Origin of the sequence: Micromonospora sp. NBC_00330, assembly GCF_036136635.1 — a bacterium.
Taxonomy (GTDB): domain Bacteria; phylum Actinomycetota; class Actinomycetes; order Mycobacteriales; family Micromonosporaceae; genus Micromonospora; species Micromonospora salmantinae.
Genome location: NZ_CP108012.1, coordinates 4,744,761 through 4,768,472 on the forward strand (window position 1 = coordinate 4,744,761; position 23,712 = coordinate 4,768,472).

General features: G+C 72.5%; 24 protein-coding genes. 9 read left to right on the top strand and 15 right to left on the bottom strand.

Annotated elements, in window-relative coordinates; all coding sequences use genetic code 11:
- The first annotated feature begins 21 nt into the window (after positions 1-21).
- Entirely contained in the window at positions 22-1,116 is a 1,095-nt protein-coding gene (locus OG598_RS21340) for a beta family protein (protein WP_328650762.1), read from the top strand.
- Between the two features lie 8 nt (positions 1,117-1,124).
- Here OG598_RS21340 and OG598_RS21345 read toward each other — a convergent pair whose 3' ends face one another.
- Together OG598_RS21345 and OG598_RS21350 are read right to left on the bottom strand one after the other, a co-directional pair.
- Positions 1,125-1,406 (bottom strand): adhesin, encoded by a 282-nt coding sequence (locus OG598_RS21345; protein ID WP_091393621.1) that lies wholly within the window; start codon positions 1,404-1,406, stop codon positions 1,125-1,127.
- A 192-nt stretch (positions 1,407-1,598) separates the two neighbouring features.
- Complete coding sequence (locus tag OG598_RS21350) at positions 1,599-2,672, bottom strand: NAD(P)-binding domain-containing protein (protein WP_328650763.1); 1,074 nt, start codon at positions 2,670-2,672, stop codon at positions 1,599-1,601.
- Positions 2,673-2,781: 109 nt separating this feature from the next.
- Here OG598_RS21350 and OG598_RS21355 point away from each other — a divergent pair, with 109 nt between their 5' ends.
- The gene (locus OG598_RS21355) at positions 2,782-3,498 is read left to right on the top strand and encodes an MIP/aquaporin family protein (RefSeq protein WP_328650764.1); all 717 of its coding nucleotides are present in this window, start codon (positions 2,782-2,784) and stop codon (positions 3,496-3,498) included.
- Between the two features lie 66 nt (positions 3,499-3,564).
- Positions 3,565-5,148: a D-alanyl-D-alanine carboxypeptidase/D-alanyl-D-alanine endopeptidase gene (dacB, locus tag OG598_RS21360; RefSeq protein ID WP_328650765.1), complete on the top strand. Its 1,584-nt coding sequence runs from the start codon at positions 3,565-3,567 to the stop codon at positions 5,146-5,148.
- Between the two features lie 45 nt (positions 5,149-5,193).
- On the opposite strand, the gene OG598_RS21365 is transcribed toward dacB, so the two are convergent.
- From OG598_RS21365 to OG598_RS21375, 3 genes are all read right to left on the bottom strand, one after another.
- On the bottom strand, positions 5,194-5,523 hold the full coding sequence (locus OG598_RS21365) for a hypothetical protein (protein WP_328650766.1): 330 nt from the start codon (positions 5,521-5,523) through the stop codon (positions 5,194-5,196).
- A 117-nt stretch (positions 5,524-5,640) separates the two neighbouring features.
- A complete protein-coding gene (locus tag OG598_RS21370; RefSeq protein WP_328650767.1) occupies positions 5,641-6,489 on the bottom strand; it encodes a hypothetical protein in 849 nt (282 codons plus the stop codon).
- A 282-nt stretch (positions 6,490-6,771) separates the two neighbouring features.
- Positions 6,772-7,365 (bottom strand): pentapeptide repeat-containing protein, encoded by a 594-nt coding sequence (locus OG598_RS21375; RefSeq protein ID WP_112582257.1) that lies wholly within the window; start codon positions 7,363-7,365, stop codon positions 6,772-6,774.
- 96 nt (positions 7,366-7,461) lie between these two features.
- On the opposite strand from OG598_RS21375, the gene OG598_RS21380 reads away from it, so the two are divergent.
- The gene (locus OG598_RS21380) at positions 7,462-8,694 is read left to right on the top strand and encodes a serine hydrolase domain-containing protein (RefSeq protein WP_328650768.1); all 1,233 of its coding nucleotides are present in this window, start codon (positions 7,462-7,464) and stop codon (positions 8,692-8,694) included.
- A gap of 47 nt (positions 8,695-8,741) precedes the next feature.
- On the opposite strand, the gene OG598_RS21385 is transcribed toward OG598_RS21380, so the two are convergent.
- The 3 genes from OG598_RS21385 to OG598_RS21395 form a co-directional block, all read right to left on the bottom strand.
- On the bottom strand, positions 8,742-9,797 hold the full coding sequence (locus OG598_RS21385) for a hypothetical protein (RefSeq protein ID WP_328650769.1): 1,056 nt from the start codon (positions 9,795-9,797) through the stop codon (positions 8,742-8,744).
- A gap of 81 nt (positions 9,798-9,878) precedes the next feature.
- Positions 9,879-10,343, bottom strand: coding sequence for a PPOX class F420-dependent oxidoreductase (locus tag OG598_RS21390; protein ID WP_328650770.1), 465 nt, complete (start codon positions 10,341-10,343; stop codon positions 9,879-9,881).
- A gap of 42 nt (positions 10,344-10,385) precedes the next feature.
- Positions 10,386-11,024, bottom strand: a complete 639-nt coding sequence (locus OG598_RS21395) for a DUF6642 family protein (RefSeq protein WP_328650771.1) — start codon at positions 11,022-11,024, stop codon at positions 10,386-10,388.
- A 305-nt stretch (positions 11,025-11,329) separates the two neighbouring features.
- On the opposite strand from OG598_RS21395, the gene OG598_RS21400 reads away from it, so the two are divergent.
- On the top strand, positions 11,330-12,109 hold the full coding sequence (locus OG598_RS21400; RefSeq protein ID WP_328650772.1) for a D-Ala-D-Ala carboxypeptidase family metallohydrolase: 780 nt from the start codon (positions 11,330-11,332) through the stop codon (positions 12,107-12,109).
- 102 nt (positions 12,110-12,211) lie between these two features.
- On the opposite strand, the gene OG598_RS21405 is transcribed toward OG598_RS21400, so the two are convergent.
- The 4 genes from OG598_RS21405 to OG598_RS21420 form a co-directional block, all read right to left on the bottom strand.
- On the bottom strand, positions 12,212-12,565 hold the full coding sequence (locus OG598_RS21405; protein ID WP_328650773.1) for a hypothetical protein: 354 nt from the start codon (positions 12,563-12,565) through the stop codon (positions 12,212-12,214).
- Between the two features lie 145 nt (positions 12,566-12,710).
- Positions 12,711-14,012, bottom strand: a complete 1,302-nt coding sequence (locus tag OG598_RS21410) for an ATP-binding protein (protein ID WP_328650774.1) — start codon at positions 14,010-14,012, stop codon at positions 12,711-12,713.
- A gap of 219 nt (positions 14,013-14,231) precedes the next feature.
- Positions 14,232-14,972, bottom strand: coding sequence for a response regulator transcription factor (locus tag OG598_RS21415; protein WP_328655398.1), 741 nt, complete (start codon positions 14,970-14,972; stop codon positions 14,232-14,234).
- The gene (locus OG598_RS21420; RefSeq protein ID WP_328650775.1) at positions 14,951-16,204 is read right to left on the bottom strand and encodes a sensor histidine kinase; all 1,254 of its coding nucleotides are present in this window, start codon (positions 16,202-16,204) and stop codon (positions 14,951-14,953) included. The genes OG598_RS21415 and OG598_RS21420 overlap by 22 nt, the downstream gene beginning before the upstream one ends.
- A gap of 132 nt (positions 16,205-16,336) precedes the next feature.
- Here OG598_RS21420 and OG598_RS21425 point away from each other — a divergent pair, with 132 nt between their 5' ends.
- Genes OG598_RS21425 through OG598_RS21440 form a run of 4 tightly spaced genes read left to right on the top strand, consistent with a single transcriptional unit; the run spans position 16,337 to position 19,375 of the window.
- A complete protein-coding gene (locus OG598_RS21425) occupies positions 16,337-17,233 on the top strand; it encodes an ABC transporter ATP-binding protein (RefSeq protein WP_328650776.1) in 897 nt (298 codons plus the stop codon).
- On the top strand, positions 17,230-18,027 hold the full coding sequence (locus OG598_RS21430) for an ABC transporter permease (RefSeq protein ID WP_328650777.1): 798 nt from the start codon (positions 17,230-17,232) through the stop codon (positions 18,025-18,027). Before OG598_RS21425 ends, OG598_RS21430 begins: the two co-directional genes overlap by 4 nt.
- A gap of 2 nt (positions 18,028-18,029) precedes the next feature.
- Positions 18,030-18,779 (top strand): YqeB family protein, encoded by a 750-nt coding sequence (locus OG598_RS21435; RefSeq protein ID WP_328650778.1) that lies wholly within the window; start codon positions 18,030-18,032, stop codon positions 18,777-18,779.
- A gap of 32 nt (positions 18,780-18,811) precedes the next feature.
- Entirely contained in the window at positions 18,812-19,375 is a 564-nt protein-coding gene (locus OG598_RS21440; RefSeq protein WP_328650779.1) for an SOUL family heme-binding protein, read from the top strand.
- A gap of 1 nt (position 19,376) precedes the next feature.
- Here the strand turns inward: OG598_RS21440 and OG598_RS21445 are convergent, their stop codons facing one another.
- From OG598_RS21445 to OG598_RS21455, 3 genes are read right to left on the bottom strand one after another with little or no spacing between them, the layout of a single operon-like run.
- Positions 19,377-20,411: a hypothetical protein gene (locus OG598_RS21445; RefSeq protein WP_328650780.1), complete on the bottom strand. Its 1,035-nt coding sequence runs from the start codon at positions 20,409-20,411 to the stop codon at positions 19,377-19,379.
- A 42-nt stretch (positions 20,412-20,453) separates the two neighbouring features.
- The gene (locus OG598_RS21450) at positions 20,454-22,877 is read right to left on the bottom strand and encodes an ABC transporter permease (protein ID WP_328650781.1); all 2,424 of its coding nucleotides are present in this window, start codon (positions 22,875-22,877) and stop codon (positions 20,454-20,456) included.
- Positions 22,871-23,620: an ABC transporter ATP-binding protein gene (locus OG598_RS21455; protein WP_328650782.1), complete on the bottom strand. Its 750-nt coding sequence runs from the start codon at positions 23,618-23,620 to the stop codon at positions 22,871-22,873. Before OG598_RS21455 ends, OG598_RS21450 begins: the two co-directional genes overlap by 7 nt.
- Positions 23,621-23,712: the final 92 nt, after the last annotated feature.

Below are 23,712 nucleotides of genomic sequence, written 5' to 3' on the forward strand. Positions count from 1 at the left end.
TATGCCTGGCTAGATTGAAGTATGGTGCCCGCCCACGGGGGCCGGGCGGCGGCACCGGTCTACCGCCCCATCCTCGCCAGCCGACGAGGCGAGCTTGAGGCCCTGAGCCACCTCGATCCCGCGTACGCCGCACTCGTCGCCCCGATCCTGGAGATCGGCGCAATCGGTCGGTCCACGATGGACGCCATTCGCCGGTTGCCATCCGGGCTGCTGCCCGCCATCGACGTCAGCGCACTGCCCGACATCCCCGAGGCGGAGCTGACCCGTTGGGGCGTACCGGTGGTGCCGGTGATCGGGCTCTCCGAGAGCGACCACCGGCTGGTCGCGCACGGCGCGGCGGCGCGGGCGTACGGCCGGCGCGCGCTCGTCCGGCTGCGGGCCGGCCGGGACCGGGCCGGGCCGGACGCGAGCACCACAGCCGTGGAACGGATCTGGCGGTTCACCGACCTCGCCCCGGAGGAGTGCGACCTGCTGGTGGACGCGGGGGACGTCTGCTGCCCGGCGGACGTGCGGACCGCCGAGCCCCGGGTACGCCACCTGCTGGACTGGGCGCGCCGACACGCCTGGCGGTCGGTGACGGTGGCTGCGGGCGGCATGCCGCCGACGCTGTCCCGGTTGCCCACCGACGAGCCGGTCCAGCTCGACCGTTGGGACTGGCAACTGTGGCGACGACTGGCCGACGCCGGTGTCGACTACGGCGACTACGGCGTCCACCCGGCCGGGCCGGGCACCGGTGACAGTGGCGACCGGTTGCCGACAGTGCGCTACACCGACGACGGCAGCTGGTGGGTCTACCGCTGGGCGCGACGCGGCGGCCGGGGCGACGACCGGTTCGCCGACCTGTGTCGCACGCTGGTGTCGGCACCACACTGGCCGACCAGTGGGGCGGCCTTCTCCTGGGGTGACCATGAGCTGCTGCGCCGGGCCCGCCGGGGTGCCGGGGCCGGCTCGACCGCCAACTGGGCGGCGTGGAGCACCTCGCACCACCTGGCCCACGTGCTCGGCACGCTGTTGCACCCGGCCGGCGAGGGCGCGCCGCTGCACCCGGCCGGCGACGGCGCGCCGCGGTGGCACCCCGGGCAGGGTCCACCGCAGCGGGGACGATCGCTGCGCTGAGGCCGGGTCTACTGCTTCTCGGTGAAGCCGAACTGGATGATGCCCTCGTCGTCGACGGTGGCGTCCACCGACGCGTCGCCGAGCAGCTCGGCGGCGTCCTCGTCCAGGAAGATCCGGGCGCCCTGGTTGTCGACCACCCGATCGCCCTGCACCGGTTCGGGCACCAGCTCGACGGTGAGCGAGCCCGCCTCGGTGTCGGCGGCGATACGCACACCGCCGTCCTGGGCGACGTCCTGTTGGTTGGCGAGGTCACGGATGACGAGCACGGCGTTATCGGTCATGGTGAGCATTTATGGAACTCCTCGTGAGTTGTCGGCTCGCGGTCGGATACCGCGCGGACCGGACAGTCGGCCCGCGTACGAGCACACGTGGGAGGCGACAGAGGGGCGAACGGTCATCGCCGTCGCATCGAATCGGGGCAGCTGACGGCCCCGTCACTCCCACCGTGCCCGCTGGCCGACCATCCGTCAAATAGAGCCAGGTCAGTGGAGAGCGGCGGCCGGCGCCAGCCAGGCGCGAATCTCGTTGACCGCCGCGCGGCCGGCCCGGTTGGCGCCGATCGTGCTGGCCGAGGGGCCGTACCCGACCAGGTGAACCCGCGCGTCGGCGACCACCCGGGTGCCGTCCATCGTGATACCGCCACCCGGCGCGCGCAGCCCCAGCGGGGCGAGATGGTCGATGGCCGCCCGGAAGCCGGTGCACCAGAGGATCACGTCCGCCGGCACGAACCGTCCGTCCGTCCAGGCCACCCCGTCGGGCGTGATCCGGTCGAACATGGGTAGCCGGTCGAGGACGCCGCGCTCGCGCAGTCGGCGTACCTCCGGGGTGACCGGAAGCCCGGTCACGCCCACCACACTGCCCGGCGGACGGCCGGAGCGGACCGCCTGGTCCACCCGAGCCACGGCGGCGCGACCCAGTTCCGGGCCGAACTCCTCGTCGTTGAACGTCGGCGGCCGGCGGGTCATCCAGGTGGTGGCCGCCGCGACGGTGGAGACCTCGCCGAGTAGTTGGACGGCCGAGGTGCCGCCGCCGACCACCACCACGCGCAGTCCGGCGAACTCGGCCGGTCCTCGGTAGTCGGCGGTGTGCAACTGGCGTCCCCGGAACGTCGACCGGCCCGGGTAGTGCGGCCAGAAGGGTCGGGTCCAGGTACCGGTGGCGTTGATCAGGGCGCGGGCGGTCCAGGTGCCCCGGTCGGTGTGCACGTCCAGTCGTCCATCCGGGCGGGAGTGCACCCCCCGGACCCGCACCGGCCGCCGCACCGGCAGGTCGAAGGCCCTCTCGTACGCGGTGAAGTAGGCGCTGACCTGCTCGGAGGCCGGGCGATGCGGCTCGGTGGGTGGGAGCGGCAGCCCGGGCAGGTCATGGAAGCCGTGCACGCGGTCGAAGACCAGCGTCGGCCAGCGGTGCTGCCAGGCGCCGCCGGGCCCGCTGTCGGCGTCGAGGATGACGAAGCCGCTGCCGGGCGCGAAGCCGGTGCGGTGCAGGTGATAGCCGGCGCTCAGGCCGGCCTGCCCGGCGCCGATCACCACGACGTCCGCGGAGTGGGTGTCCACGTGGGCTACAACGCGCCGGACGTCACCGCTGTGCCCGTCCTCGACCGTCGCGCCGATCACAGACGGCCATTCCGGCTTCGGCCACCTGACCTGCACTTACGCTGAGTGAATGAGCGACTTCCGTCGGTACGCGGCAGAGTTCCTCGGCACCTTGCTGCTGGTGTTCTTCGGGGTGGGCAGCGCGATCGCCGCACGGGTCCAGGGCGGCGTGGTGGTGGTGGCGCTGGCCTTCGGGTTCGTGATGGTGGCCCTCGTCTACACGATCGGCCCACTCTCCGGTAGCCACGTCAACCCGGCGGTGACGCTCGGTGTGCTGCTCTCCGGCAAGATCTCGGTGCTCGGGGCGGTGGCGTACTGGATCGCGCAGTTCGTCGGCGCGACCGTCGCGGGCTTCGTGCTCTGGGCGCTCACCCGATGGGGTGACGTCGCGGACCAGACCGGGGCCCTGGGCACCAACGGTTACGGCGCGCACATCAACCGGGGCGGCGCGGCCGTACTGGAAGTCGTGCTGACCTTCCTCTTCGTGCTGGTCGTGCTGGTGGTGACGAGTCGGAGCGAAAATCCGGGCACCGCCGGGCTGGCCATCGGGTTGGCCCTGGCCGTGACCCAACTGGTGGGCGTGACGCTGACCGGCGCGGCGGTCAATCCGGCCCGCGCGTTCGGTCCGGCGGTCTTCGAGGGCGGCGTGGCGCTGCGGCAGCTCTGGGTGTTCATCGTCTTCCCGCTGCTCGGTGGGGCGCTCGCCGCGCTGGTCGCACCCCTGGTGATGGGGGCGCAGCGGCACTACTGGGGTGGCCACGAGAAGACGGTCGGTGGGCCGAAGTAGCCCAGACGGCAATATCTTTCGCCTGAGGGCCTTCTCCGGCGAATATCTCCGTGACAGCATCAGCGGATGCATCGCCGTCACTTTCCCCGGGCCCTCGCACTGCTCGCGCTGGTCGCCACAGCGGCCACCGCAGCCGCGCCCGGTGCCACGGCCGAGTCGCCCACCCCCGCGACGACCCACCTGCGTGCCACCATCGACACGATCCTCGCCGACACCCGGTTGGGCGGCGCGCAGGCGTCGGTGGTCGTGGTCGACACCAGCACGGGACAGACGCTCTACGACCGCAACGGTGACCGGCGGCTGGTCCCGGCGTCCAACACCAAGCTGCTGACCTCGACGGCCGCCCTTGAGCTGCTCGGCCCGGGCCACCGCTTCAGCACCGACGTACGGGCCAGCGGCAAGCGCCGTGCGGGCCTGCTCTCGGGCAACCTCTACCTGCGCGGCGGGGGCGATCCGACAATGCTCGCCGCCGACTACGACGCGCTCGCCGCACAGGTCGCCGCCGACGGCGTGCGGGTGGTCACCGGAAACCTGGTCGCCGATGACACCCGCTACGACAGCACCCGACTCGGCCCCGACTGGACCTGGGACGACGAGCCCTACTACTACGCCGCACAGGTCTCCGCGCTGACAGTCGCCCCGGACACCGACTACGACGCGGGCACCGTGATCGTGCACGCCGCACCGGCCGACCGGGCCGGCGCACCGCCGGTGGTCACCACCACGCCTGCCACCGGGCACGTCCGCGTCGACAACCGCGCCCAGACGGTCAGCGACGGCGAGACCTCGATCTCGATCGAGCGCGAGCACGGCGACAACACGGTCGTGGTGACCGGTCAGATCGCCGTCGGCGACGAGCCCGCCAGCGACTGGGTCACCGTCTGGGAACCCACCGGCTACGCGGCCGACGTGTTCCGGGCGGCGCTGCACCGACACGGCGTCCGGGTGCTCGGCCGGACCGTGCTCGGCCAACCCACCCCGGAGACGGCCGACCCGGTGGCGCGCCACGACTCGATGAGCCTGGGCGAGCTGATGACGCCGTTCTTGAAGCTGTCCAACAACGGGCACGCCGAGGTGTTGACCAAGGAGATCGGCCGGGTGCTCTCCGGCTCGGGCACCTGGACGGCCGGTCTCACAGCGATCAGCGAGTACGTCGCCGACACCGGAATGGACACCGGGAGACTGCGCCAGCGTGACGGCTCAGGGCTGTCCCGGCGCAACCTGATCCCGGCGGCGGAATTCGTCGACCTGCTGAGCGCCGTCCGCGCCGAACCGTGGTTCGCGACCTGGTACGCGGCGCTGCCGATCGCCGGTCAGCCCGAGCGGTTCGTGGGCGGCACCCTGCGCAGCCGGATGGCCGGCACGCCGGCCGCGGGCAACGTGCACGCCAAGACCGGCAGCCTGACCGGTGTCTCCGGGCTCTCCGGCTACGTCACCAGCGCCGATGGTCGACTGCTGGCGTTCTCCATCCTGCTGAACAACTACCTCACGGCGTCGGTGAAGTCGCTCGAGGACCAGATCGCCGTGGCGCTGGCCGGCTTCCGGGAGGGTGGTGCGTCGACGGCACGGGTGGCCCCGCCGGCGGTGCCGGAGACGCCGCGCACCCCGGAGGGCGTCGAGTGCTCCTGGGTCAAGCCGATCACCTGCTGAGCGACGGCCGGGAGGCGCGAACGCGCCTCCCGGCCCAGCGAGCGCTCAGGCCGGACGGTCCGGTGGGGGGACCACCGCCGTCGGGTCACCACGTTCGATGAGCGCGGCGATCTCAGCGGCCCGCAACCCGCGCAGCGCCAGCACCCGGGTGCCCCAGCGGTGCAGGCGACACGGGTGCGGGCTGGCATCGTTACGGCAGACCACGCCCCCGGACCACCGTCGGGGGGCGTGCACCACCACCGCCCGTACGGCGAACTGGGTGTCCTCGCCCGTCACGTACGGCGGCAGGGGGATGTCGCGAAGAACCTCCCCGGACGCTTCACCGATGCCGGACGAAGCGGCACGACGGACGCGGGGGGCGGTGCTGCTACTCATCTCCGCTGCCTCCACACTGGATGGTCGGATGGGGACAGCAGAAAGTTACGGCGCATTCGACAGCGCGCGACGGACAAACTGTCCCGCTGTCCGAACGCACAGCGATCAGTCAGTCAGTCAACGCACCGCCACGGCCTGGAGACCGACGTTGCCGCAGTGCGGTGTGAAGACCTTCTCGACCGTCCAGTTCAGCAGCAGCCGGGCGCCCTTGGGCACTGTGAAGCGGATGGTGAACTGGGCGCTCTGACTGGTGTACGGGTCCTCCAGTCGGGCGGTGCTGGCGGGCCCGCCGGTGGACAGCCGCGCTTCCAGTCGCCCCCGAGCCATCCAGATGCCACCGTAGAGCTGGACCGTGCGCGGCTCGCCACTGCCGGCGACGGCGAGGCTGAACCCGTTCCCGGCACCGCAGGTGTAGACGCCGTTGGAGCTGCCGTGCGTCGACCGCTCCGGCGTGCCGTCGGCCCAGCGCACGTACTCCTGGTTGCCGTCCCAACCGACGCGCCGGCCTGGGCCACCCCCGTCGATGATCTCGCCGGAGCCGGAACGCTTGCGGTTCATCGACCTGCCGCCGCGCTCCCCCCAGTGCACCCAGTCCCGGGCACCCACGGCGGTGAGGTCGACGATGGCGGGCATCTCGCCCCGGCTCACCGTCAGCGCCGGCGAACCGGGCTTCGGCGGAGGCGGGGCGGGCGCGCTGGCCGACGGCGTCGGGTCCGGCGAGGGTGGGCGCTGGCGCGGACGCAGGCCGGGCGTCGCCGGCCCGGCCTCGCCGGTGCGCGCGTCGGCGGCCGGGAAACCGGGGGGACGGGCGGGCACGCCGCCCGGACCCGCCTGGTCGGCGTCCGGCGCCGGACCGGACCGGGTGGCGAGGTACGAGACCAACACCACCAGGCAGACGAGTACGGCGGCCCCCTCCACCGCCCAGCGCCGCCGCTGTCGGGCGCGGCGCAACACGCTGCGGGTCACCCCGGCGGTAATGGCACGCGGACGGTGCTTCGGCGGCGCGTCGCCAGCCCTCGAACCAGCCCGCGTGCGGTCTTCGTCCGCCACCGACCCCTCCAACTCCGCCGCCCGGCCGTTTTGGACCGCCGAGGACCACACCATCCACTGTGCGCAGTTTCACGTTTACCCGGGCGTGGACGACACGCTAGATCCGGACTGCCGGACGTGTCCAGCCCACAATGGGACGCTGTCGGACAACCCGGCCGCCCGGACGGGCACTTGGGCAGACCACCAGCGCTTTTCGGGTCAGCCGATCCGGAAGCCGAGCAGTTGCGCGACGACCACTGCCTGCTCGACGTCGATCACGGCACCGGCCCGTTCGACGACCGTCGGGTCCAGCGCTGTGAGATCGCTGCCCCGCAGGTCGGCGCCGCCGAGCCGGACGTTTGTCAGCTGCGCCCCGGAAAGATCGACACCGGTGACCGTAGCACCGGTGAGGTTGGCCCTGGTGAGGTCCACCTCGCGCATGCGCACCCCGGTCAGCCGGACGCCACGCAGGTCGGCACCGGGCAACGCGACGAAGGACCAGTCACCGCCGTCCACAGTCAACGGACGCAGATCGCACTCGCTGAAGGTGCTGCCGACCAGCTTGCAGCCGGTGAACTCGGCCTCGAAGAAGTTGCACCGCCGAAAGACGCAACGGGTGAAGGCGGAGTCGACATGTCGGGAGGCGTTGAACGCCACGTTGCCGAACGTGCACCCGGTGAAGACCGCGCCTCTGCTCACCGCCTCGGTCAGGTCCACCCCGAAGAACTCACAACCCACGAAGTGCCGGTCGGTCAGCTCCTCGCCGTACCAGTCCTCGTTGCGAAAGGTCACGTCCTCGGTCAACTCCGGCATCCGGCCAGGCTAATGGGCGCCGCCGACAGCCGGCGGCCGGCGGGCCGGCGCCGACCCCCTTACGGTGTCGGTGTACCGGCGAGTAGGTTCGGCGGCGTGAGTGTGGCTCGGAGCAAGGACCCGGATCAGATCGGTTTCGACAGGGCGCGGCTGGCGCGGATCGACGAGCACTTCGGCCGGTACGTCGACGACGGCCGGCTGGCCGGCTGGCAGGTGGTGGTCACCCGTCGCGGCGAGGTGGCGCACTCCTCGACGTACGGGCTACGCGACCGGGAGTCGGGCGCACCGGTCGAGGCCGACACCCTGTGGCGGATCTACTCGATGACCAAGCCGGTCACCTCGGTCGCGGCGATGATGCTGTGGGAGGAGGGCCGGTTCGAGCTGACCGACGAGATCGGCCGCTGGCTGCCCGAGTTCGCCGACCTGCGGGTCTACTCCAAGGGGTCGGCGCTCAAGCCGTACACGGTGCCGGCGGTCGAGCCGATCCGGGTCTGGCACCTGCTCACCCACACGGCCGGCCTGACGTACGGCTTCATACAGACCTCGGTGGTCGACGGGCTCTACCGTGCCGCCGGCTACGACCTGTACCCGCCGGCGGACGTCGACCTGGCCGGCGCCTGCGCGGCCTTCGGCGAGTTGCCGCTGCTGTTCCAACCCGGCTCGGCGTGGGGCTACTCCGTCGCCACCGACGTGCTGGGCCGACTCGTCGAGGTGATCTCCGGGCAGAGCCTCGACGCGTTCTTCGCCGACCGGATCTTCGGCCCACTGGGCATGACCGACACGCGCTGGTGGGTGGAGGGCGACGAGGCCGACCGGCTGGCCGCGCTCTACGTACCGGAACCGCGCAGCGGCCGGGCCGTCCGCTACGACAGCCTGGGGTCGCTCGCGTTCAGCAAGCCGGCGCTGCTCTCCGGCGGTGGCGGCCTGATCTCCAGCGCCGCCGACTACCACCGGTTCACGCAGTTGCTGTTGCGCGGCGGCGAGCTGGACGGCGTCCGGCTACTCGGACCGCGCACGGTGCGGCTCATGACCCGCAACCACCTGCCCGGCGGTCAGGACCTGGGCACCCTGTCCACCGGCGGCTTCGCCGAGACCAGCCTGGACGGGATCGGCTTCGGCCTCGGCTTCGCTGTGGTCGACGACCCGATCCCCAGCCGGCTGCCCAGCAGCGTCGGCGAGTACTACTGGGGCGGGGTGGCCAGCACCGCGTTCTGGGTCGACCCGGCCGAGGAGATCACCGCGCTGCTGTTCACGCAGCTGATGCCGTCGAGCACCTACCCGCTCCGCTCCCAGCTGCGCCAGCTCGTCTACGCCGCCCTGATCGACTGAGCGGCGTGGGGCCCGTCGCCCGCGGCTGACGGGCCCCACGCCTCAGGTCAGCGGAGCTGCTGCGCCTGGATCGCCCGGATCTTCGCCGGCTTGGTGGCGGAGAGGTTCGAGATCAGGTACGCCCGCACGGTGCCGTCCGGGAACACCGCCCACAGGTCGGCCACGCCGTCGGCGTTCAGGTCGGCGGCGGTGAGGCCGCTGATCGCGACACCGGTGTTCCAGCCGGAGGCGAGCCGGTACTGCGTGTAGGAGAGCGTGCCGGTCCCGTCGCCGTTGTCGGTCATGGTGACGCCCCGCCAGAGGTAGAGGTCACCGGTGGTGGCGTTCCGCAGCACCAGCGCGGTGCCCGAGGCCAGCTCGGTGCTGGCCAGGGTCCAGTTCTGCCAGTCACTGCCGCCGGTCGGGGTGGCGTTGCTCAGCGGCAGACGAGGGAAGTAGAGGCTGGGCGCCCCGATGTTCGGGTAGTAGGTGAGGCGGTAGCCGTTCGTCGAGTCGCCGACGATGCCCATCAGGTCCGCGATGCCGGTGTCGGCGCCGTCGGCCGTGTACCCGTTGACGAGCTGAATCGGAACGTTGCCGTATTCGTCGACAAGCAGGTCGGAGCTCAGGGTGGCCTGTGCGCTGCCGCCGTAGGGCTTGACCATCGTGCCGTCGCCAGCGCCCGCGATGAAGCTGCCGTTGCCGGCGCTGACGCCGTCCGGGTAGTAGGCCAGGAAGTCCTGGTTCGCGGTGCCGAAGAAGCGGCCGGTGATCACCTGGGCGCCGTCGAAGTCGGTCGGCGAGGCATTGCCGGTGACCCCGTTGCCGTGCACGCCGATGTTCACCGCCGGGACCTTCACCCGGCCGGTGCCCACGCCGGTGGTCGCGTCGACCCGACCCCGTGCCGCCCAGACCCCCGAGTCGAGCCCGGCGGTGCCGCCGACGACCACCAGGTCCGGTACGCCGTCGCCGTTGAGGTCCTTGTCGACCGGGCCGACGACGGCCGAGGTCGGGGTGTTGGCCGGAGCGGCCTGGGCCGGCAGGGCCGGGGCGACGACGGCGAGCGCCAGGGTGGCGGGCACCGCCCAGGCGAGCAGCCGGCGAGGAGCAGAAAGGTCGTTCATGGGTCCCCGTTCGCGTCAGTGGATCTTGCCTGGCTCACCGTATTCGATGAACGCCAGCCTGTTGATCCACCGAACGAACGGTCAGTCGGCGAGGCGGGCCGGGAAGCCACCGGTGGCGATCGGACCCCAGGCGTCGATGGTCACCCGGATCAGCGACTTGCCCTGACGCACCATCGCCGCCCGGTAGTCGTCCCAGTCCGGGTGCTCACCGGAGATGCTGCGGAAGTATTCGACCAGCGGCTCCAGTGCGTCGGGCAGGTCGAGCACCTCGGCGGTGCCGTCGATCTGCACCCAGGGGCCGTTCCAGTCGTCGCTGAGCACGCAGGCCGAGACCCTGGGGTCGCGGCGGAGGTTGTTCACCTTGGCCCGCTCCGGGTAGGTGGAGACGACCAGCCGCCCCTGCCCGTCGACCCCGGCGGAGACCGGGGAGGACTGCGGTCGCCCGTCGGCCCGGGTGGTCATCAGCACGACGCGGTGTCGCGGCCGGAGGAAGTCGAGCAGGCCGTCCCGGTCGACCCGGGTGTTCCTTGCGATGCTGCGTGCCATTCCCCGTTCCTACCAGGGTGCGGGCGCAGCGGCGGCGGCGGGTCAGCGGGGTCGGGCCGCGGCGCGGCGCACCGCCTGGGTGGGCACCCGGGGACGGCCGGACGGACGCCAGGCCCGACCGTTGGCGTAGATCACCCGAAAGCCGAGGTACGAGGCGAGCGGCGCCCAGTGTGCGGAGCCCATCCGCAGCTCGGCGGCGTTGTGTCGCTGGCCGTTGGCGAGCACGTCGAGGAGCACGGTTTCGAAGGCCGCCGATTCGACCCAGTCGACTTCCCGGGTGAAACCGCAGATCAGAGCGGCTCCGGTGACCTCCAGGAACTCGCGCAGCACCGCGTCCGAGGCGCGCAGCACCGAGCAGCTGCCGAAATAGAGCCGCCGCCCCTCCGCGCGGCCGGCCATCAGCTCGGCCACCTCGTTCAACTCGACCGACTGCCAGTCGGTGAGGCAGAGCCGGCTCGGCTCGCCGTGCATGGCGAAGAAGCCGACCCGGTGGTCGGCGTACTGCTTGAGCAGCCAACGGTCCAGGAAGTAGAACAACTCGTCGCGGGTGGCCGCGTCCTTGTGGATGAAGCGGATCTTGCCCAGCCGCTCCAGCAGCTCCAGCGTGGGCAGCACCGAGCCCCGCTCGTTGAGGTCACGGTGCCACTGACCCTCGACACAGAAGACGCCACCGCGTGCCACGCGCACCTCCGCCAGTCCGCCGTCCCGGAGCTGACGGTACCGGCCGCCATCCCCCCGGGAACATCACCCTGCGTGTGGCAGATTGCGACGTTCGGTGCCCTTGACCGCAGGAGGACCGATCGGCCGGAAATGGCTGTTTCGCAAATCAGTCGAATTCCCAGCCAATCCCCAGGGACAGCGGATTGTGAGCACGATTCTCGTTAACCACCTCCAACGGCACTGATCAGTGCGAGGGTGGAAATCACGGGACTTCTCGGTCGATGTCCTGGAGCCACCCCATTCGCTCTCCTATCGGGAGGACTTCTGTGCGCGTAAACACCTTGAAGCGGGTCGCCGTCGCATTCGCCCTGGCACTGCCCGGGGCCGCAATCGCCACGGTGATCGCCGCACCGGCGGCGTACGCGGACGGCTGTTACACCTGGAACCGCACCCTGAGCCAGGGGCGCTCCGGCGACGACGTCCGCCAGTTGCAGATCCGGGTCGCCGGGTGGGCCGGCTACCGGGACATCGTGGAGAACGACGGCCGCTACGGGCCGAAGACCGCCGCCGCGGTCAAGCGGTTCCAGCAGGCGTACGGGCTGCGCGCCGACGGCATCGCCGGCCCGCAGACGTTCGCCAAGCTGTACCAACTCCAGGACAACGACTGCACTCCCGCGCACTTCACCTACGGCGAGTTGGACAACGGGTGCGGCGGAAGCGGGTGGAGCGGCGGCCCGCTGTCGGCGAACCAGACCAAGCAGAACGCGCTGCGCACCATGTGGAAGCTGGAGGCGCTGCGCAAGAGCCTCGGTGACAAGCCGCTCAACGTGTCGAGCGGTTTCCGCAGTCGCGCCTGCAACAACCAGGTCGGCGGCGCGTCCGACAGTCAACACCTGTACGGCAACGCGGCCGACGTGACCTCACGAACGTCCTCGCTGTGCCAGGTCGCCCGCGGCGCCCGTAACAACGGCTTCAGTGGGATCTACGGGCCGGGCTACCCCGACCACGACGACCACGTGCACGTCGACTCGCGTCGGGAGAACAACAGCGACAACAGCTCGAACACGACGAGCTGGGCCGCCCCGGACTGCGGGGTCGGCAACTGAGCCCACGCGCTCGAAGCGACGTCGGCCCGACGCGGAGGGGGAATCCTCGCGCCGGGCCGACGTCGTGTCGCCCCGGGTCGGATGGGCGGAGGGGTAGCGCGCTCAGCTCGCCCGGGGCCAGCGCGGCGCGGTGACGGGGGGAGTCACCGGCCGGCCAGCAGCGGTGTGCCGTATCCCCTGGGGGACCACCCGCGCGGCCTGTTGCCGCGACGGCCCGGTCGCCGTGAACGGGAACGGCACGTGCACGAACGGATTACCGTGCCGGATCAACGCCTCGATCTGCCGCTCGTTGAGCCCGTGTGCCTCCAACACCCGTCGCCCCCAGCGGTGCAGCCGGCACGGGTAGGAGGCGCCGTCGTTGCGGCACAGCGGCCCGGTGGGCCACTCCTCGGCGGTGTGCACGACCACCGCCCGGACCGCGAGCCGGACATCCTCCGGGGTCAGGGGTGCCGGCATTGGCACCTCACCCAGTACCTGATCGATGGGATCCGTCGACTGCTCACCAACTCGCACGGCAGGCCTCCCGCAGTTCGGCAGCGGTACGGCGGACCTACCGCACCGACATCCTCGGCCATGGGTACGGCGGACACCGGACGAAAGTTCAATTCCGGTACGCGGTAAGCAGATCCTCCGCCGACAGCACCCGGATGCCGTCGACGGCACTGCCGCTGCGCGACACGGCAACGACCGGCACCGACTCGTCGGCGCCGGGAAGCTGGGACCGGTGCAGGAGCAGCCGGCCCAGGTCATGCGCGTCAAAGGGTCGGCTCTCCTGCCACTTGACCGATCCGACGAAGCTGATCCTCTGAGCGACGGGCGCACGGTCGGCGCCGACTATGTCGATCTCCGGGTCGTTGGTCCGGGTCCAGTAGCCGCCGATCGTCGCCGCCTCCGCCGGCAGATGGTCACCGGACAGCCGGCGCAGCGCCTCCCGGACGACAGGCTCGATGGCCCGCCCCCGCCAGGACGTCCACGACCGGTCGATCCGGTCCAGGGTCAGGTCGCCACGCCCCCGCTCGATCTCGGAGAGGTGCGGCCCCAGGAACGACAACCAGAAGCGCAGGTACGGATCGGCCACCGCGTACCGGGTCTCCCGCGACGGCTTGGTCGACAGCGGAACGGCGACCTCCACGGCCCGCTTCTGGGTCAGCAGGCGCAGGGCGCGGTTCAGGGACGCCTGCGGAAGGTCCCCGGCCGCGCGGGAGATCAGCGAGAAGGTCCGTTCACCGGAACCGATGGCCCGTAGCACCAGACCCGCCTGGGACTGGGGCGGGAACTCCGCCGCCAGTGCCCGCTCGCCGCTCACCAGCAGGGCAGAGGTCGGATCCCGTACCGCGTCGGTCAGGTACTCGTGGACGGATGCGCCGGTCGGCCACTCGTCGAGGATCAGCGGCAGACCGCCGGACACCAGGTAGGCGTCGAACGCGTCGGCGGCGGACAGGCCGAGCATCTCGCTGACGTCGGCCGGGCTCAGCGGCGGAACGACCATCTCCGTGGCTCGCTGGTGGAACGGCCGGCCGTAGTCGTTGAGGGCTTCCATCATCGCCAGGTCCGATCCGACGCAGATCAGGAGGACCGGTCGCCGGGACAACTCGCGATCGAAGACCTTCTGCAGCGTTCCCTCGAAGCCCGGGTCGCCCGCGACGAGGTACGGCATCTCGTCCAGGACGACGACGCTCGGCCGGTCGGACGGCAGCGCGGCGGCGAGCAGGGTCAGCGCGGCGTCCCAGGTCTGTGGTTGCTGCTCCCGGAGGATCTGGGCACCCGGCAGCGTCGAGGCGGCGGCCTCCTCCACGAAGAGGGCAAGCTCGGCTGCGACGGTCGGCTGCGCGGAGGCCGTGAAGAAGAGATGCGGCACCTCGGCCCGCTCCACGAACTCCTCGACCAGTCGGGACTTGCCCACCCGTCGGCGACCTCGCATGAGAAGGGCCCGGCCAGGCCGACCAGCACGGCCACCCCGTTGCACCCGCGAAAGGATGCCGCCCAGGAGCTGGAGCTCACGGTCCCGTCCGACGAAGCCTTCCACGATCACTCCCGACACAACCAACGATGGAACAACCAAAAACGAGTGTAACCTCGTCCGTGTTGGTGTGCTCAATCATTGGCCCGGCGAGACCGCTGGTCAGACGAGGCCGGCGTCGTGCACGAGCAACGCCACCTGGACCCGGTTGTTCAACTCCAGTCGGGTCAGCAGCCGGGAGACGTACGCCTTCACCGTCGCCACGCTCATGAACAACTCCCCCGCGATCTCCGCGTTGGTGTGGCCCCGCCCCAGCGCGACAGCCACCTGCCGCTCCCGCTCGCTGAGCCCGGTGAGCTGTCGCAGCGCCCGTTCGCGGCGCGGGTCCGGGCCGACCGGGCCGGGGGCCGCGGCGGTCACGTGGGCGATCAACGTCCGGGTCACCGTCGGCGAGAGCGTCGCCTCGCCGGCCGCGACCCGGCGTACGGCGCGCACGATCTCCGCCGGTGGGGTGTCCTTGAGCAGAAAACCGGCCGCCCCGGCGCGGAGCGCCCGCAGCACCTGTTCGTCGGCGTCGAAGGTGGTCAGCACCAACACTTCCGGCGGGTGCGGTTGGGCACGCAGCGCCTCGGTGGCGGTCAGCCCGTCGACCCGGGGCATCCGGATGTCCATCAGCACCACGTCCGGGGCGTACGCGGCGACGGCCGCCGGCACCTCACCACCGTCGGCCGCCTCGCCGACCACTGCCAGGTCCGGCAGACCTCCGAGGATCATCGAGAGCCCGGCCCGGACCAACGCGTCGTCGTCCACGATCAGCACGCGTACCGGCGGGGCGGCCGCGCCGGCAGGGCTGGTCGCGTCCGGTGCTCCGGCGGGGCTGGTCACGCCGGCCACGGCAGCCAGGCGGCCAGCCGGAAGTCACCGCTGTCGTCCCGACCGTAGGCGAGCCGCCCGCCGGCCAGTGTCACCCGCTCGCTGATGCCGACCAGGCCGGTGCCAGCACCGGGCAGCGTGCCGCCGGCCGGTGCCCCGACCGGCCACCGGTTGCCGATCGCCACTGTCAGCCCGGCGCCCGGCCCGCCGGCCACGTCCACCGTGACGGCAGCGCCGGCAGCGTGCTTGCGGGCGTTGGTCAGCCCCTCCTGCACGATCCGGTACGCGGCCCGGCCCAGCGCCGCCGGCACCTCACCCGGGCTGGCGACGCTGTCGCTGACGTTCACCCGCACCCCGGCCGACCGCGACTCGGCGATCAGGGCCGGCAGGTCGGCGAGGGTGGGCTGCGGCGGCTCCGGGGCGTCGCCGGCACCGTCGTCCTCGGCCCGGAGCACCCCGATCACCTCCCGCAGGTCCTGAAGGGCGGCGTGCGCGCTGCCCCGGATCACCCCGGCGGCCCGGGCCACCTCGTCGGCCGGCGCGTCCGGGCGGAACTCCAGCGCACCCGCGTGCAGGCTGAGCAGCGAGATCCGGTGGGCCAGCACGTCGTGCATCTCCCGGGCGATCCGGGTGCGTTCGAGGTGGCGGGCCTGGGTGACCCGTAGTTGCTGCTCCGCCTCGGCCCGCTCCGCCCGCTCCCGCAACGACACGATCAACTGCCGGCGGGCCCGGACGAACATCCCCCAGGCCAGCACCGCGAAGCTGAGCACCACACCCCAGGACGTGGTCTCCCAGTACGACATGTGCGGATCCGGACGCAGCCAACTGAAGACCAGGTTCGTGAGAAGGCCGGCACCGGTGACCGCGATCGCGACCGCTGTCCGTCGATGCACCACCACTGTGAAGTAGAAGATCAGCAGCGGGATGGCGGCGGCCATCGAGAACATGGTCAGCGGTGTCGTGGCCACTATCAGCCCGAGCGGCCATCGGCGGCGCAACCAGAGCAGCCCGCAGCAGACCAGCCCGATCAGGGCGTCGGCGCCGGCCATCCAGTCGTGCGGGAGCGCGGTGGTCATCGCCGGGTCGGGCGACAGGGCGTCGGCTGTGGCGAAGAGCACCCAGAGCAGGGAGATCAGGAACGCGACGCTGTCCACGATCCAGTCGCGGGTGGTGCGGCGCGGACGCGTACGCCCACGGTCAGCCGGCACCACCAGCTCCCCTGGCAGCAGCCAGGGGTGCTCGGGGACGGCGAGGCTGGTCACGGCCCCATGCTAGGCAGCCGACGGGCACCACGACCAGCTACCAAAGTCGAGACCCGAACGTCGACCAAGGTCGACACGGCACCGACCGGTGGCCGCAGCGGATGGCCGGGCGGCGCGGGCAGGCTCAACCGCATGATCACCGTGGAGAACCTCACCAAGCGATACGGGCCGCACCCGGCCGTGGACGACGTGTCGTTCCAGTGCGAGCCGGGCACCGTGACCGGCTTCCTCGGCCCCAACGGCGCCGGCAAGTCGACCACCATGCGCATGATCTGCGGGCTGACCGCGCCGACCGCCGGCCGCGCCACCGTCGCCGGGCACCCGTACCAGGAGCTGCCCAACCCGGGGCGGGAGGTCGGGGTGCTGCTGGACGCCTCCGCACAGCACGCCGGGCGCACCGGCCGCGAGGCGTTGACGCTGTCCGCGTACACCATGGGTCTGGACCGGCGCGAGGTCGCCGCGAAGCTCGACCTGGTCGGGTTGAACGCGGTGGCCGCGAAGCGTCGGGTACGGGCGTACTCGTTGGGCATGCGCCAACGGCTCGGGCTGGCGCACGCGCTGCTCGGCGACCCCCGGGTGTTGATCCTCGACGAGCCGGCCAACGGCCTGGACCCGGAGGGGATCTTCTGGATGCGCGGCCTGCTGCGCGACTTCGCCGACCGGGGCGGCACCGTGCTGCTCTCCTCCCACCTGCTGCGCGAGGTGGAGGCGGTCGCGGACCGGCTGGTGGTTATCGGGGGCGGCCGGATCGTGGCCCAGGGCGACAAGAACGAGTTGCTGGCCGGTGGCGGCACCGTGGTCCGGGCCCGCGACGGTGCGGCGCTGCGCCGGGCGCTGGAGGTGGCCAACCTGAGCGCCGCCGACAGCTCGGAAGGGCTGCTCGTGCAGGCCGACGCCGAGGCGGTCGGCCAGGCCGCCGCCGATGCCGGCGTCGCGCTGGCCGAGCTGCGCCCCGCCAGCGGCGGTGGCCTCGAACAGCTCTTCCTCACCCTGACCGCCGGCGAATCGACCAAGGAGGCCGTCCGATGACCACCACCACCGCGCCCGCCGCCGGCGCCGTCGCGCCCCGGCACCACACCCCGGTACGCCGACCGTCGCTGCTCCGTCTCAGCGCCGTGGAGATGCGCAAGCTCGTCGACACCCGGGCCGGCCGCTGGCTCCTGATCACCATCGCTCTGGTCACCGCCGCGATCGTCACCCTGCAACTGATCTACGCCGGGGACGCCGACCAGACCTTCCCCAACTTCTTCGTCCCCTCGCTGCTGCCGGTGTCGGTGCTACTGCCGGTGCTGGGCATCCTGTCGATCACCAGTGAGTGGTCGCAACGCACCGCCCTCACCACGTACGCCCTGGTGCCCCGCCGCGAGCGGGTGGTCGCCGCGAAGCTGATCGCCGTGTCGCTGACCGCGCTCGCCTCGGTGCTGGCCAGTCTCGCCGTCGCCGCAGTCGGCACGCTGGTGGCGTCCGCCATCGGCGGGGCGGGCACCTGGCAGTTCGACTGGTCGCTGCTGCTGAACGCGGGGATCCTCCAGGTCACCAGCGTGTTGATGGGCGCCGCCTTCGGTCTGCTGCTGCTCAACCCGCCGCTGGCGATCGTCGGCTACCTGCTGCTGCCCACCCTGTGGGGGGTGCTCGGCGAGATGGTCAAGCCGCTGCGCGGTCCGTCCGAATGGTTGGACACCAGCAAGACCATGGAACCGTTGTTCAGCAGCGACGCCGTCACCGGCGAGCAGTGGGGGCGGGTAGTGGTGTCCCTGCTGGTCTGGATGGTCCTCCCGCTGGCCGCCGGCCTGTTCCGGACGCTGCGCCGCGAGGTGTCCTGACCATGGACATGGCCAGCTACCGTCCACGCACCGTGGTCAGCGGCGGCCCGCTGGAGCTGGCGGTCATGTGGGGTGGCTTCCCGCTGCTCGGCGCGGGCGCCGGATGGCTCCTCGCGGCGGCGACGGGCTGGCTCGCCCGTCTGCCCTGGGTGCCGTTCAGCGACCTGATCGAGTGGTTGGACCGGTTGCCCGAGCCGCAGGCCACCGCCGGCACCATCGGGGTGGGCGTCCTGGCCGGCCTGGTCATCGCCGGGATCGGCACCGCCGAACGGCTGATCGTCACCGTCGACGGGGCGCAGGTCCAGCTACGCCGCTCCGATGAGAACCGGACCATCGCCCGGGTCGACACCCGGGTGGTCTTCCTCGCCGACAAGCACCTGGTGCTGCTGGACGCCGACGGCGCGGAACTGGTCCGGGAGTCGACTGACCTGCCGGCCGCCCAGCTGGCGGCGGCGTTCCGGGAGCACGGCTGGGGTTGGGCGGACGACGACCCGCACCGGTCGGCGTACCGGCTGTGGGTTCCGGACCTGCCCGGGTTGCCGGCCGGCGCGGACGCGCTGCTGCGTGCCCGGGAACGGGCCGTCGAGCGGGACCGCCGCGACGACGCCCGGGAGTTGCGCCGCGAGCTGGGCCAGATCGGGGTGGTGCTGCGCGACGAGGGCAAGCGGCAGTACTGGCGGTTGACCACCCGGGCCATCGCCCCAGGGCCGGAGCGGCCGACTTCGGCCGAGCGGGAGCCGGACGGGCGGTAGCGTCTGTCCCAGCAGACCCTGGGAGCCGCGCGATGACCGAACAGCAGCCGTACCGGGTGGTGTCCCGACACCCCGGCTTCGAGCTGCGTCGGTACCCCGCCCACCTGGTGGCCGAGATGCAGATCCAGGCGTCCTTCACCCGGGCGCCGATCGAGGCGTTCCGGCCGCTGGCCGCGTACATCGGTGGCGCCAATCGGGCCCGGCACCCGATCGGCTCCGCCGCGCCGGCGATGGCGGCGGCCGGCGGCTCGGAGAAGATCGCCATGACCGTGCCGGTGGTGCAGATCGAGGGTGAGTGGCCGGGCGCGTACCTGATCCAGTTCGTCATGCCGGCCAGCTTCACCACCGCCACCCTGCCCGAGCCAGTGGACGCCCGGGTGCGGATCCGCGCGGTGCCGGCGCGGCTGGCGGCGGCGATGCGGTTCTCCGGGCGGTGGACGGAGCAGGCGTTCAGCCAGCGGGGCACGATGCTCGGCCGGTCGGTGACCGCGGCCGGGCTGCAACCGACCGGGGCCATCCGGTACGCGCGCTTCGACCCGCCGTGGAAGCCGTGGTTCCTGCGCCGTAACGAGGTGGTGCTGCCGGTCGTCGAGTGAGCTAGCGGAGCTGCCGACGGTCCTCGACGCTAGGTCGCGCCAGCAGCACGGCCATTCCGAGTCCGGAGAGCAGCCCGGCCAGGGAGACCAGCAGATCGGAGTCGGCGGCGTGGATCGGGCTGTTGCCGGCCAGCGCTGTGAACGTCGCGCCGATCGGCATCATGATCATCATGGGGATGGCCGTGGCCACCAGGAACACCAACGGGCCGACCAGCGCGATGAGCGCGGCCAGGCCGTGGTGCCACCAGATCGGCCGACCACCCGGCCAGTCCCAGGCCAGCACTGTGACCCCGGTGAGCAGCACCGCCCCGAGAGCGACCTCCGGCAGGAGTCGTTCGCCGGGCGCTGTGGCACGGACCAGCCCGACGCCGAGCAGGGCCACCACTGTGAGGCCGCCCGCCAACCCGACGCGAATCCGGGTCCGCGCCGGAGCCGCCGCCAGCGCGGCACCGACGGCCAGCACCACCAGCAGCGCCGCGGTGGCCAGGGCGCCCTGGTTCAGCTCCGGCTCCCGGTCGGTCGGTGACTCCATCGCGGCCGCCACCAGCGTCAGGACCCCGGCCACGCAGGCCGCCCCGGTCAGCACCCGCCGGTCGGTGGCCGGAGCCGTGCCACGCTCCCGCGTCTGCGGCGTGCCAGGCTCCCGCGCTGGCGGCGTGCGGCGCTCCCACCAGAGCAGAAGCGCCACGACCACGCCGAGCGCGGCGTAGCCGGCGACGGCGAGCAGCACCGTCGCGTCGACGCCGATCGGGTCGGCCCGGTCGACAGCCACGTCAGCGGCGATCCAGCAGCCGCCCAGCACCACCGCCGGACCGCTCCACCGCATCTGCCCCCGCCCGGCCAGCACCAGCCCGAGCGGCACCGCCATGATCGCCATGAACCGCAGGTCGCGCGCCCAGTAGGTGTTGTTGCCCGGCAGGCGCTCCGACCACGGGCCGAGCGGCTCGGTCAGCGGTTGCCACGTGGTCATGCCGTACGCCCAGAGCGCGACGGCGGCGGCGGAGAGGAGCAGCCCGACCGGGCGCGCGAATCGCATCAGTGGACGGTAGCGGCCCAACCGCCAGTGCGGGGGGCGCGGTCATCCGCCGACCGGTGACCGGGCGGGACTGTGGCGCAGCAGCCGCCACGTCGGTAACACACTGGACAGCACAGCGAGCAGCAGGCACAGGCCCACCACCCCGGCGACCACCGACCACGGCATCACCAGGTCGACGGGGGCACCGACCTGCTCGGCGAGGCCGGCGCTGATGCTGAGCAGACCGACGAACGCGACAGCCCCACCCAGCAGCGCGCCGATCAGGACCACCAGGGCGGACTCCGCCGTGACCAGCCAGATGACCTGCCGTCGGGTCGCGCCGGCCATCCGGATCAGCCGCAGGTCCGCGGCGCGGCCGGCGGCGGCCAGCAGCAGCGTGTTGGCCACCGCGATGGCCCCGTAGCCGGCGGACACCCCGATCAGCAGCACCGTGAAGAGCCAGACGAGGCGGTCCTCGGCGGCGTCCGCCTCGGCCGCCCAGCCCGGGACGTCGAGGATCCGCGCGCCGACCGGTGGATCGATGCGGTCCCGGACGTACACGGTGGACGTCAGCGCCGACGGGTCGTGCGCCCGCACCACGGCCCGGGGCACGAGCAGGTCGCCGGGGATCGAGGTGTCGTCGACCACGGCGACGACGCGCAACGACACAGTCGTCCCGTCGGCGAACACCACCGGGTACGGCTCGGACGGCAGCCGGTTCGCCGAGGCGGTGACCACCACAGTGTCGTCACCCCTCAGGTCGTTCAGCGAACCGGCGACGACGGTGAGCACCCGGTTCGCGGCGGCGAAGCCCTCCGGATCCACGCCGAGCGCTGTCATCGGACGGTCCGGTGGCGACGTTCCGGGGTCGGTGCGGTAGACGGTGGTCGGCAGGAGCGCGGTGCCACCGGTCGCGGCGACGGCCCGGTCGGACAGGCCGGGCGCGCGGTCCGGCACCACGATCCAGCCGGCGTTCACGTTGTCCGCCCGACCCGCCGCGTACGCGGCGGTGCTGGTGCGCACCATCCCGGACACCAGCACCGCGAACGCGACAGTGAGCAGCACCGGCGCGGCGATGGCGGCGGTCCGCCGGGTCGCTGTCAACGCCCCGCCCCGGACCAGCATCCCGATCGCGCCACCGGGCCGACGCACCGGAGAACGCAGCAGCCACACCAGCGGCCCGACCACCACCGGGGCGAGCACCGTGGTGCCGGCCACCAGCGCCATCACCGCGTAGAGCGCGTACTGCGCCCCCACCCGCGCCTCGTCGGCGGTCGCCGTGCCCACACTGAGAGCGGCCCCCGCCGTGAGGAGCAGCGCCCCGGTGACGGCACGCAGCCGGCCGATCGGTCGCTGTTCCACTGCCGCATCGCGTAGCGCCTCCAACGGGCGGACCCGCGCCGCTCGGCGGGACGCCGACCAGACGGCCAGCAACGCGATCACCGGCCCGGCGGCGAGCGAGACCGCTACCGGCCAGAGTTCGTAGCGGACCCGGAAGGTCGACGGTTCGTAGCCGACGTCGACCAGCAGCCGACCCAGCAACGGGGCGAGCGCCGCGCCCACCAGCAGGCCGACGAGTCCCGCCGAGACGCCGACGGCGAGCGCCTCGGCGTAGACCATGCGGCGGACCTGGCGTCCGGTGGCGCCGACGGCGCGCAGCAGGCCCAGCTCACGGCGGCGCTGCGCGATGGTGAACGCGAAGGTGGAGGCGACCACGAACACGGTGACGAAACCGGCGAGGGCTGCCGTGGCGGTGAGCACCTGCATGCCGATCCACCGGGTACGGGCGTCGCCGCGCGGCTCCAGCTCACCACGGGCGGCACCGGTGAGCACCCGTCCGTCGTCGCCCACGACTCCGCGAGCCGCCGTGGCGACCCGCTCGGGATCGGCGTCCGGGGCGAGCACCAGCCCGATGGCCCGCACACCGGGCGCGAGCGCGGCGGCGACAGCGTCCGCGACATGGACGCCGGGTCCGTCGACCAGACCGGTGACCGTGTACGACTCCGGGCCCACAGCGGTCAGCACTGTGACCGGTGCGCCGGCGCGCAGTCCGAGCGCGCTGTCGACGACCACCTCGCCGGGCCGGCGGGGTGGCTCGCCAGCGGTGAGCCGCAGCCCACCCAGCTGGGCGCTGGACCAGCCGTGCCCCTGGTAGGCGTCCTCCCGCCGGGTGTCGGCGGCCGAGGGACGCCCCTCGACGAGCGGCTGCGCGTAGAAGGTGCGGTCCGGCACCGCCGCCACCACGTCCGGCAGACCGGCCAGCCTGCCTACCAACTCCGCCGCCGCGCTGGCGGACCAGGGCCGGGTCGGCACGAACTCCTCAGCGGACGCACCCGCCTCGGGGCTCTGCACCACTACCGCCGCCCGCGCCAGCCGGTCCGGCACCTGCGGGCGGCCGGAAGCGAGCAGCAGGGTTGCCGCCGCGACCAGCGTGACCCCGATGGCGACGGCCACGAACGCGCTGGCCGCCCGCCGGACGCTCAGCACGACGACTCCGAGACGGTCTCCCGCTCGGCGATCCGGGCGGCGACGGCAGCGGCGGTGATCGGGCCGGTCAGCTCGTCGACGACGCGGCCGTCGGCCAGCAGGAGGACCCGATCGGCGTACGCGGCGGCGGCGGGATCGTGGGTCACCATCACGACGGTCTGCCCGTGGTCGTCGACGAGCGCCCGCAGCAGCCGGAGCACCTGCCGGGAGGAGGCGCTGTCCAACGCCCCGGTGGGTTCGTCGGCGAAGACCACCGCCGGACGGGTGATCAACGCTCGGGCCACGGCGACGCGCTGCTGCTCCCCGCCGGACAGCTCACTCGGCCGGTGCGCGGCCCGGTCGGCGAGGCCGACGGCGTCGAGGGCGGCGGTGACATCCCCGGCCGGCGGGCGGCGGCGGGCCAGGCGCGACGGCAACTCGACGTTCTGCGCGGCGGTCAGCGTGGACACGAGGTTGAACGCCTGGAAGACGAAGCCGATCCGGTCCCGCCGCAGCCGGGTCAGCTCGTCCTCACCGAGGTCGTTGAGGCTGGTGCCGTCGATCGTGACGGTCCCCTCGGTCGGGCGGTCCAAGCCCGCCGCGCAGTGCAGCAGCGTGGACTTCCCCGAGCCGGAGGGGCCCATCACCGCCGTGAACGTGCCGCTCGCGAAGCTTGTGGTCACGCCGTCGAGCGCCGTCACCCGCCGGGTTCCGGTGCCGTACACCGCGCGCAGCCCCGTCAGGGTCACCGTGTCTGTGGTCATGACCGTTACCGTGCCGAACGCGGCGGGTGCGGCGCGTCGGGCCGGGGCGGGCACTTCGCGGCCCTCCCACGGGTGGAGTCCGAAGCCCGCAC

Excerpts from the sequence above, each read along its gene's own strand:
- dacB (WP_328650765.1), top strand. The coding sequence starts at position 3,565 with ATGCATCGCCGTCACTTTCCCCGGGCCCTCGCACTGCTCGCGCTGGTC.
- OG598_RS21390 (WP_328650770.1), bottom strand. The coding sequence starts at position 10,343 with ATGGCACGCAGCATCGCAAGGAACACCCGGGTCGACCGGGACGGCCTG.
- OG598_RS21340 (WP_328650762.1), top strand. The coding sequence starts at position 22 with ATGGTGCCCGCCCACGGGGGCCGGGCGGCGGCACCGGTCTACCGCCCC.
- OG598_RS21365 (WP_328650766.1), bottom strand. The coding sequence starts at position 5,523 with ATGAGTAGCAGCACCGCCCCCCGCGTCCGTCGTGCCGCTTCGTCCGGC.
- OG598_RS21355 (WP_328650764.1), top strand. The coding sequence starts at position 2,782 with ATGAGCGACTTCCGTCGGTACGCGGCAGAGTTCCTCGGCACCTTGCTG.
- OG598_RS21425 (WP_328650776.1), top strand. The coding sequence starts at position 16,337 with ATGATCACCGTGGAGAACCTCACCAAGCGATACGGGCCGCACCCGGCC.
- OG598_RS21385 (WP_328650769.1), bottom strand. The coding sequence starts at position 9,797 with ATGAACGACCTTTCTGCTCCTCGCCGGCTGCTCGCCTGGGCGGTGCCC.
- OG598_RS21375 (WP_112582257.1), bottom strand. The coding sequence starts at position 7,365 with ATGCCGGAGTTGACCGAGGACGTGACCTTTCGCAACGAGGACTGGTAC.
- OG598_RS21445 (WP_328650780.1), bottom strand. The coding sequence starts at position 20,411 with ATGCGATTCGCGCGCCCGGTCGGGCTGCTCCTCTCCGCCGCCGCCGTC.
- OG598_RS21405 (WP_328650773.1), bottom strand. The coding sequence starts at position 12,565 with ATGCCGGCACCCCTGACCCCGGAGGATGTCCGGCTCGCGGTCCGGGCG.
- OG598_RS21345 (WP_091393621.1), bottom strand. The coding sequence starts at position 1,406 with ATGCTCACCATGACCGATAACGCCGTGCTCGTCATCCGTGACCTCGCC.
- OG598_RS21430 (WP_328650777.1), top strand. The coding sequence starts at position 17,230 with ATGACCACCACCACCGCGCCCGCCGCCGGCGCCGTCGCGCCCCGGCAC.
- OG598_RS21440 (WP_328650779.1), top strand. The coding sequence starts at position 18,812 with ATGACCGAACAGCAGCCGTACCGGGTGGTGTCCCGACACCCCGGCTTC.
- OG598_RS21435 (WP_328650778.1), top strand. The coding sequence starts at position 18,030 with ATGGACATGGCCAGCTACCGTCCACGCACCGTGGTCAGCGGCGGCCCG.
- OG598_RS21455 (WP_328650782.1), bottom strand. The coding sequence starts at position 23,620 with ATGACCACAGACACGGTGACCCTGACGGGGCTGCGCGCGGTGTACGGC.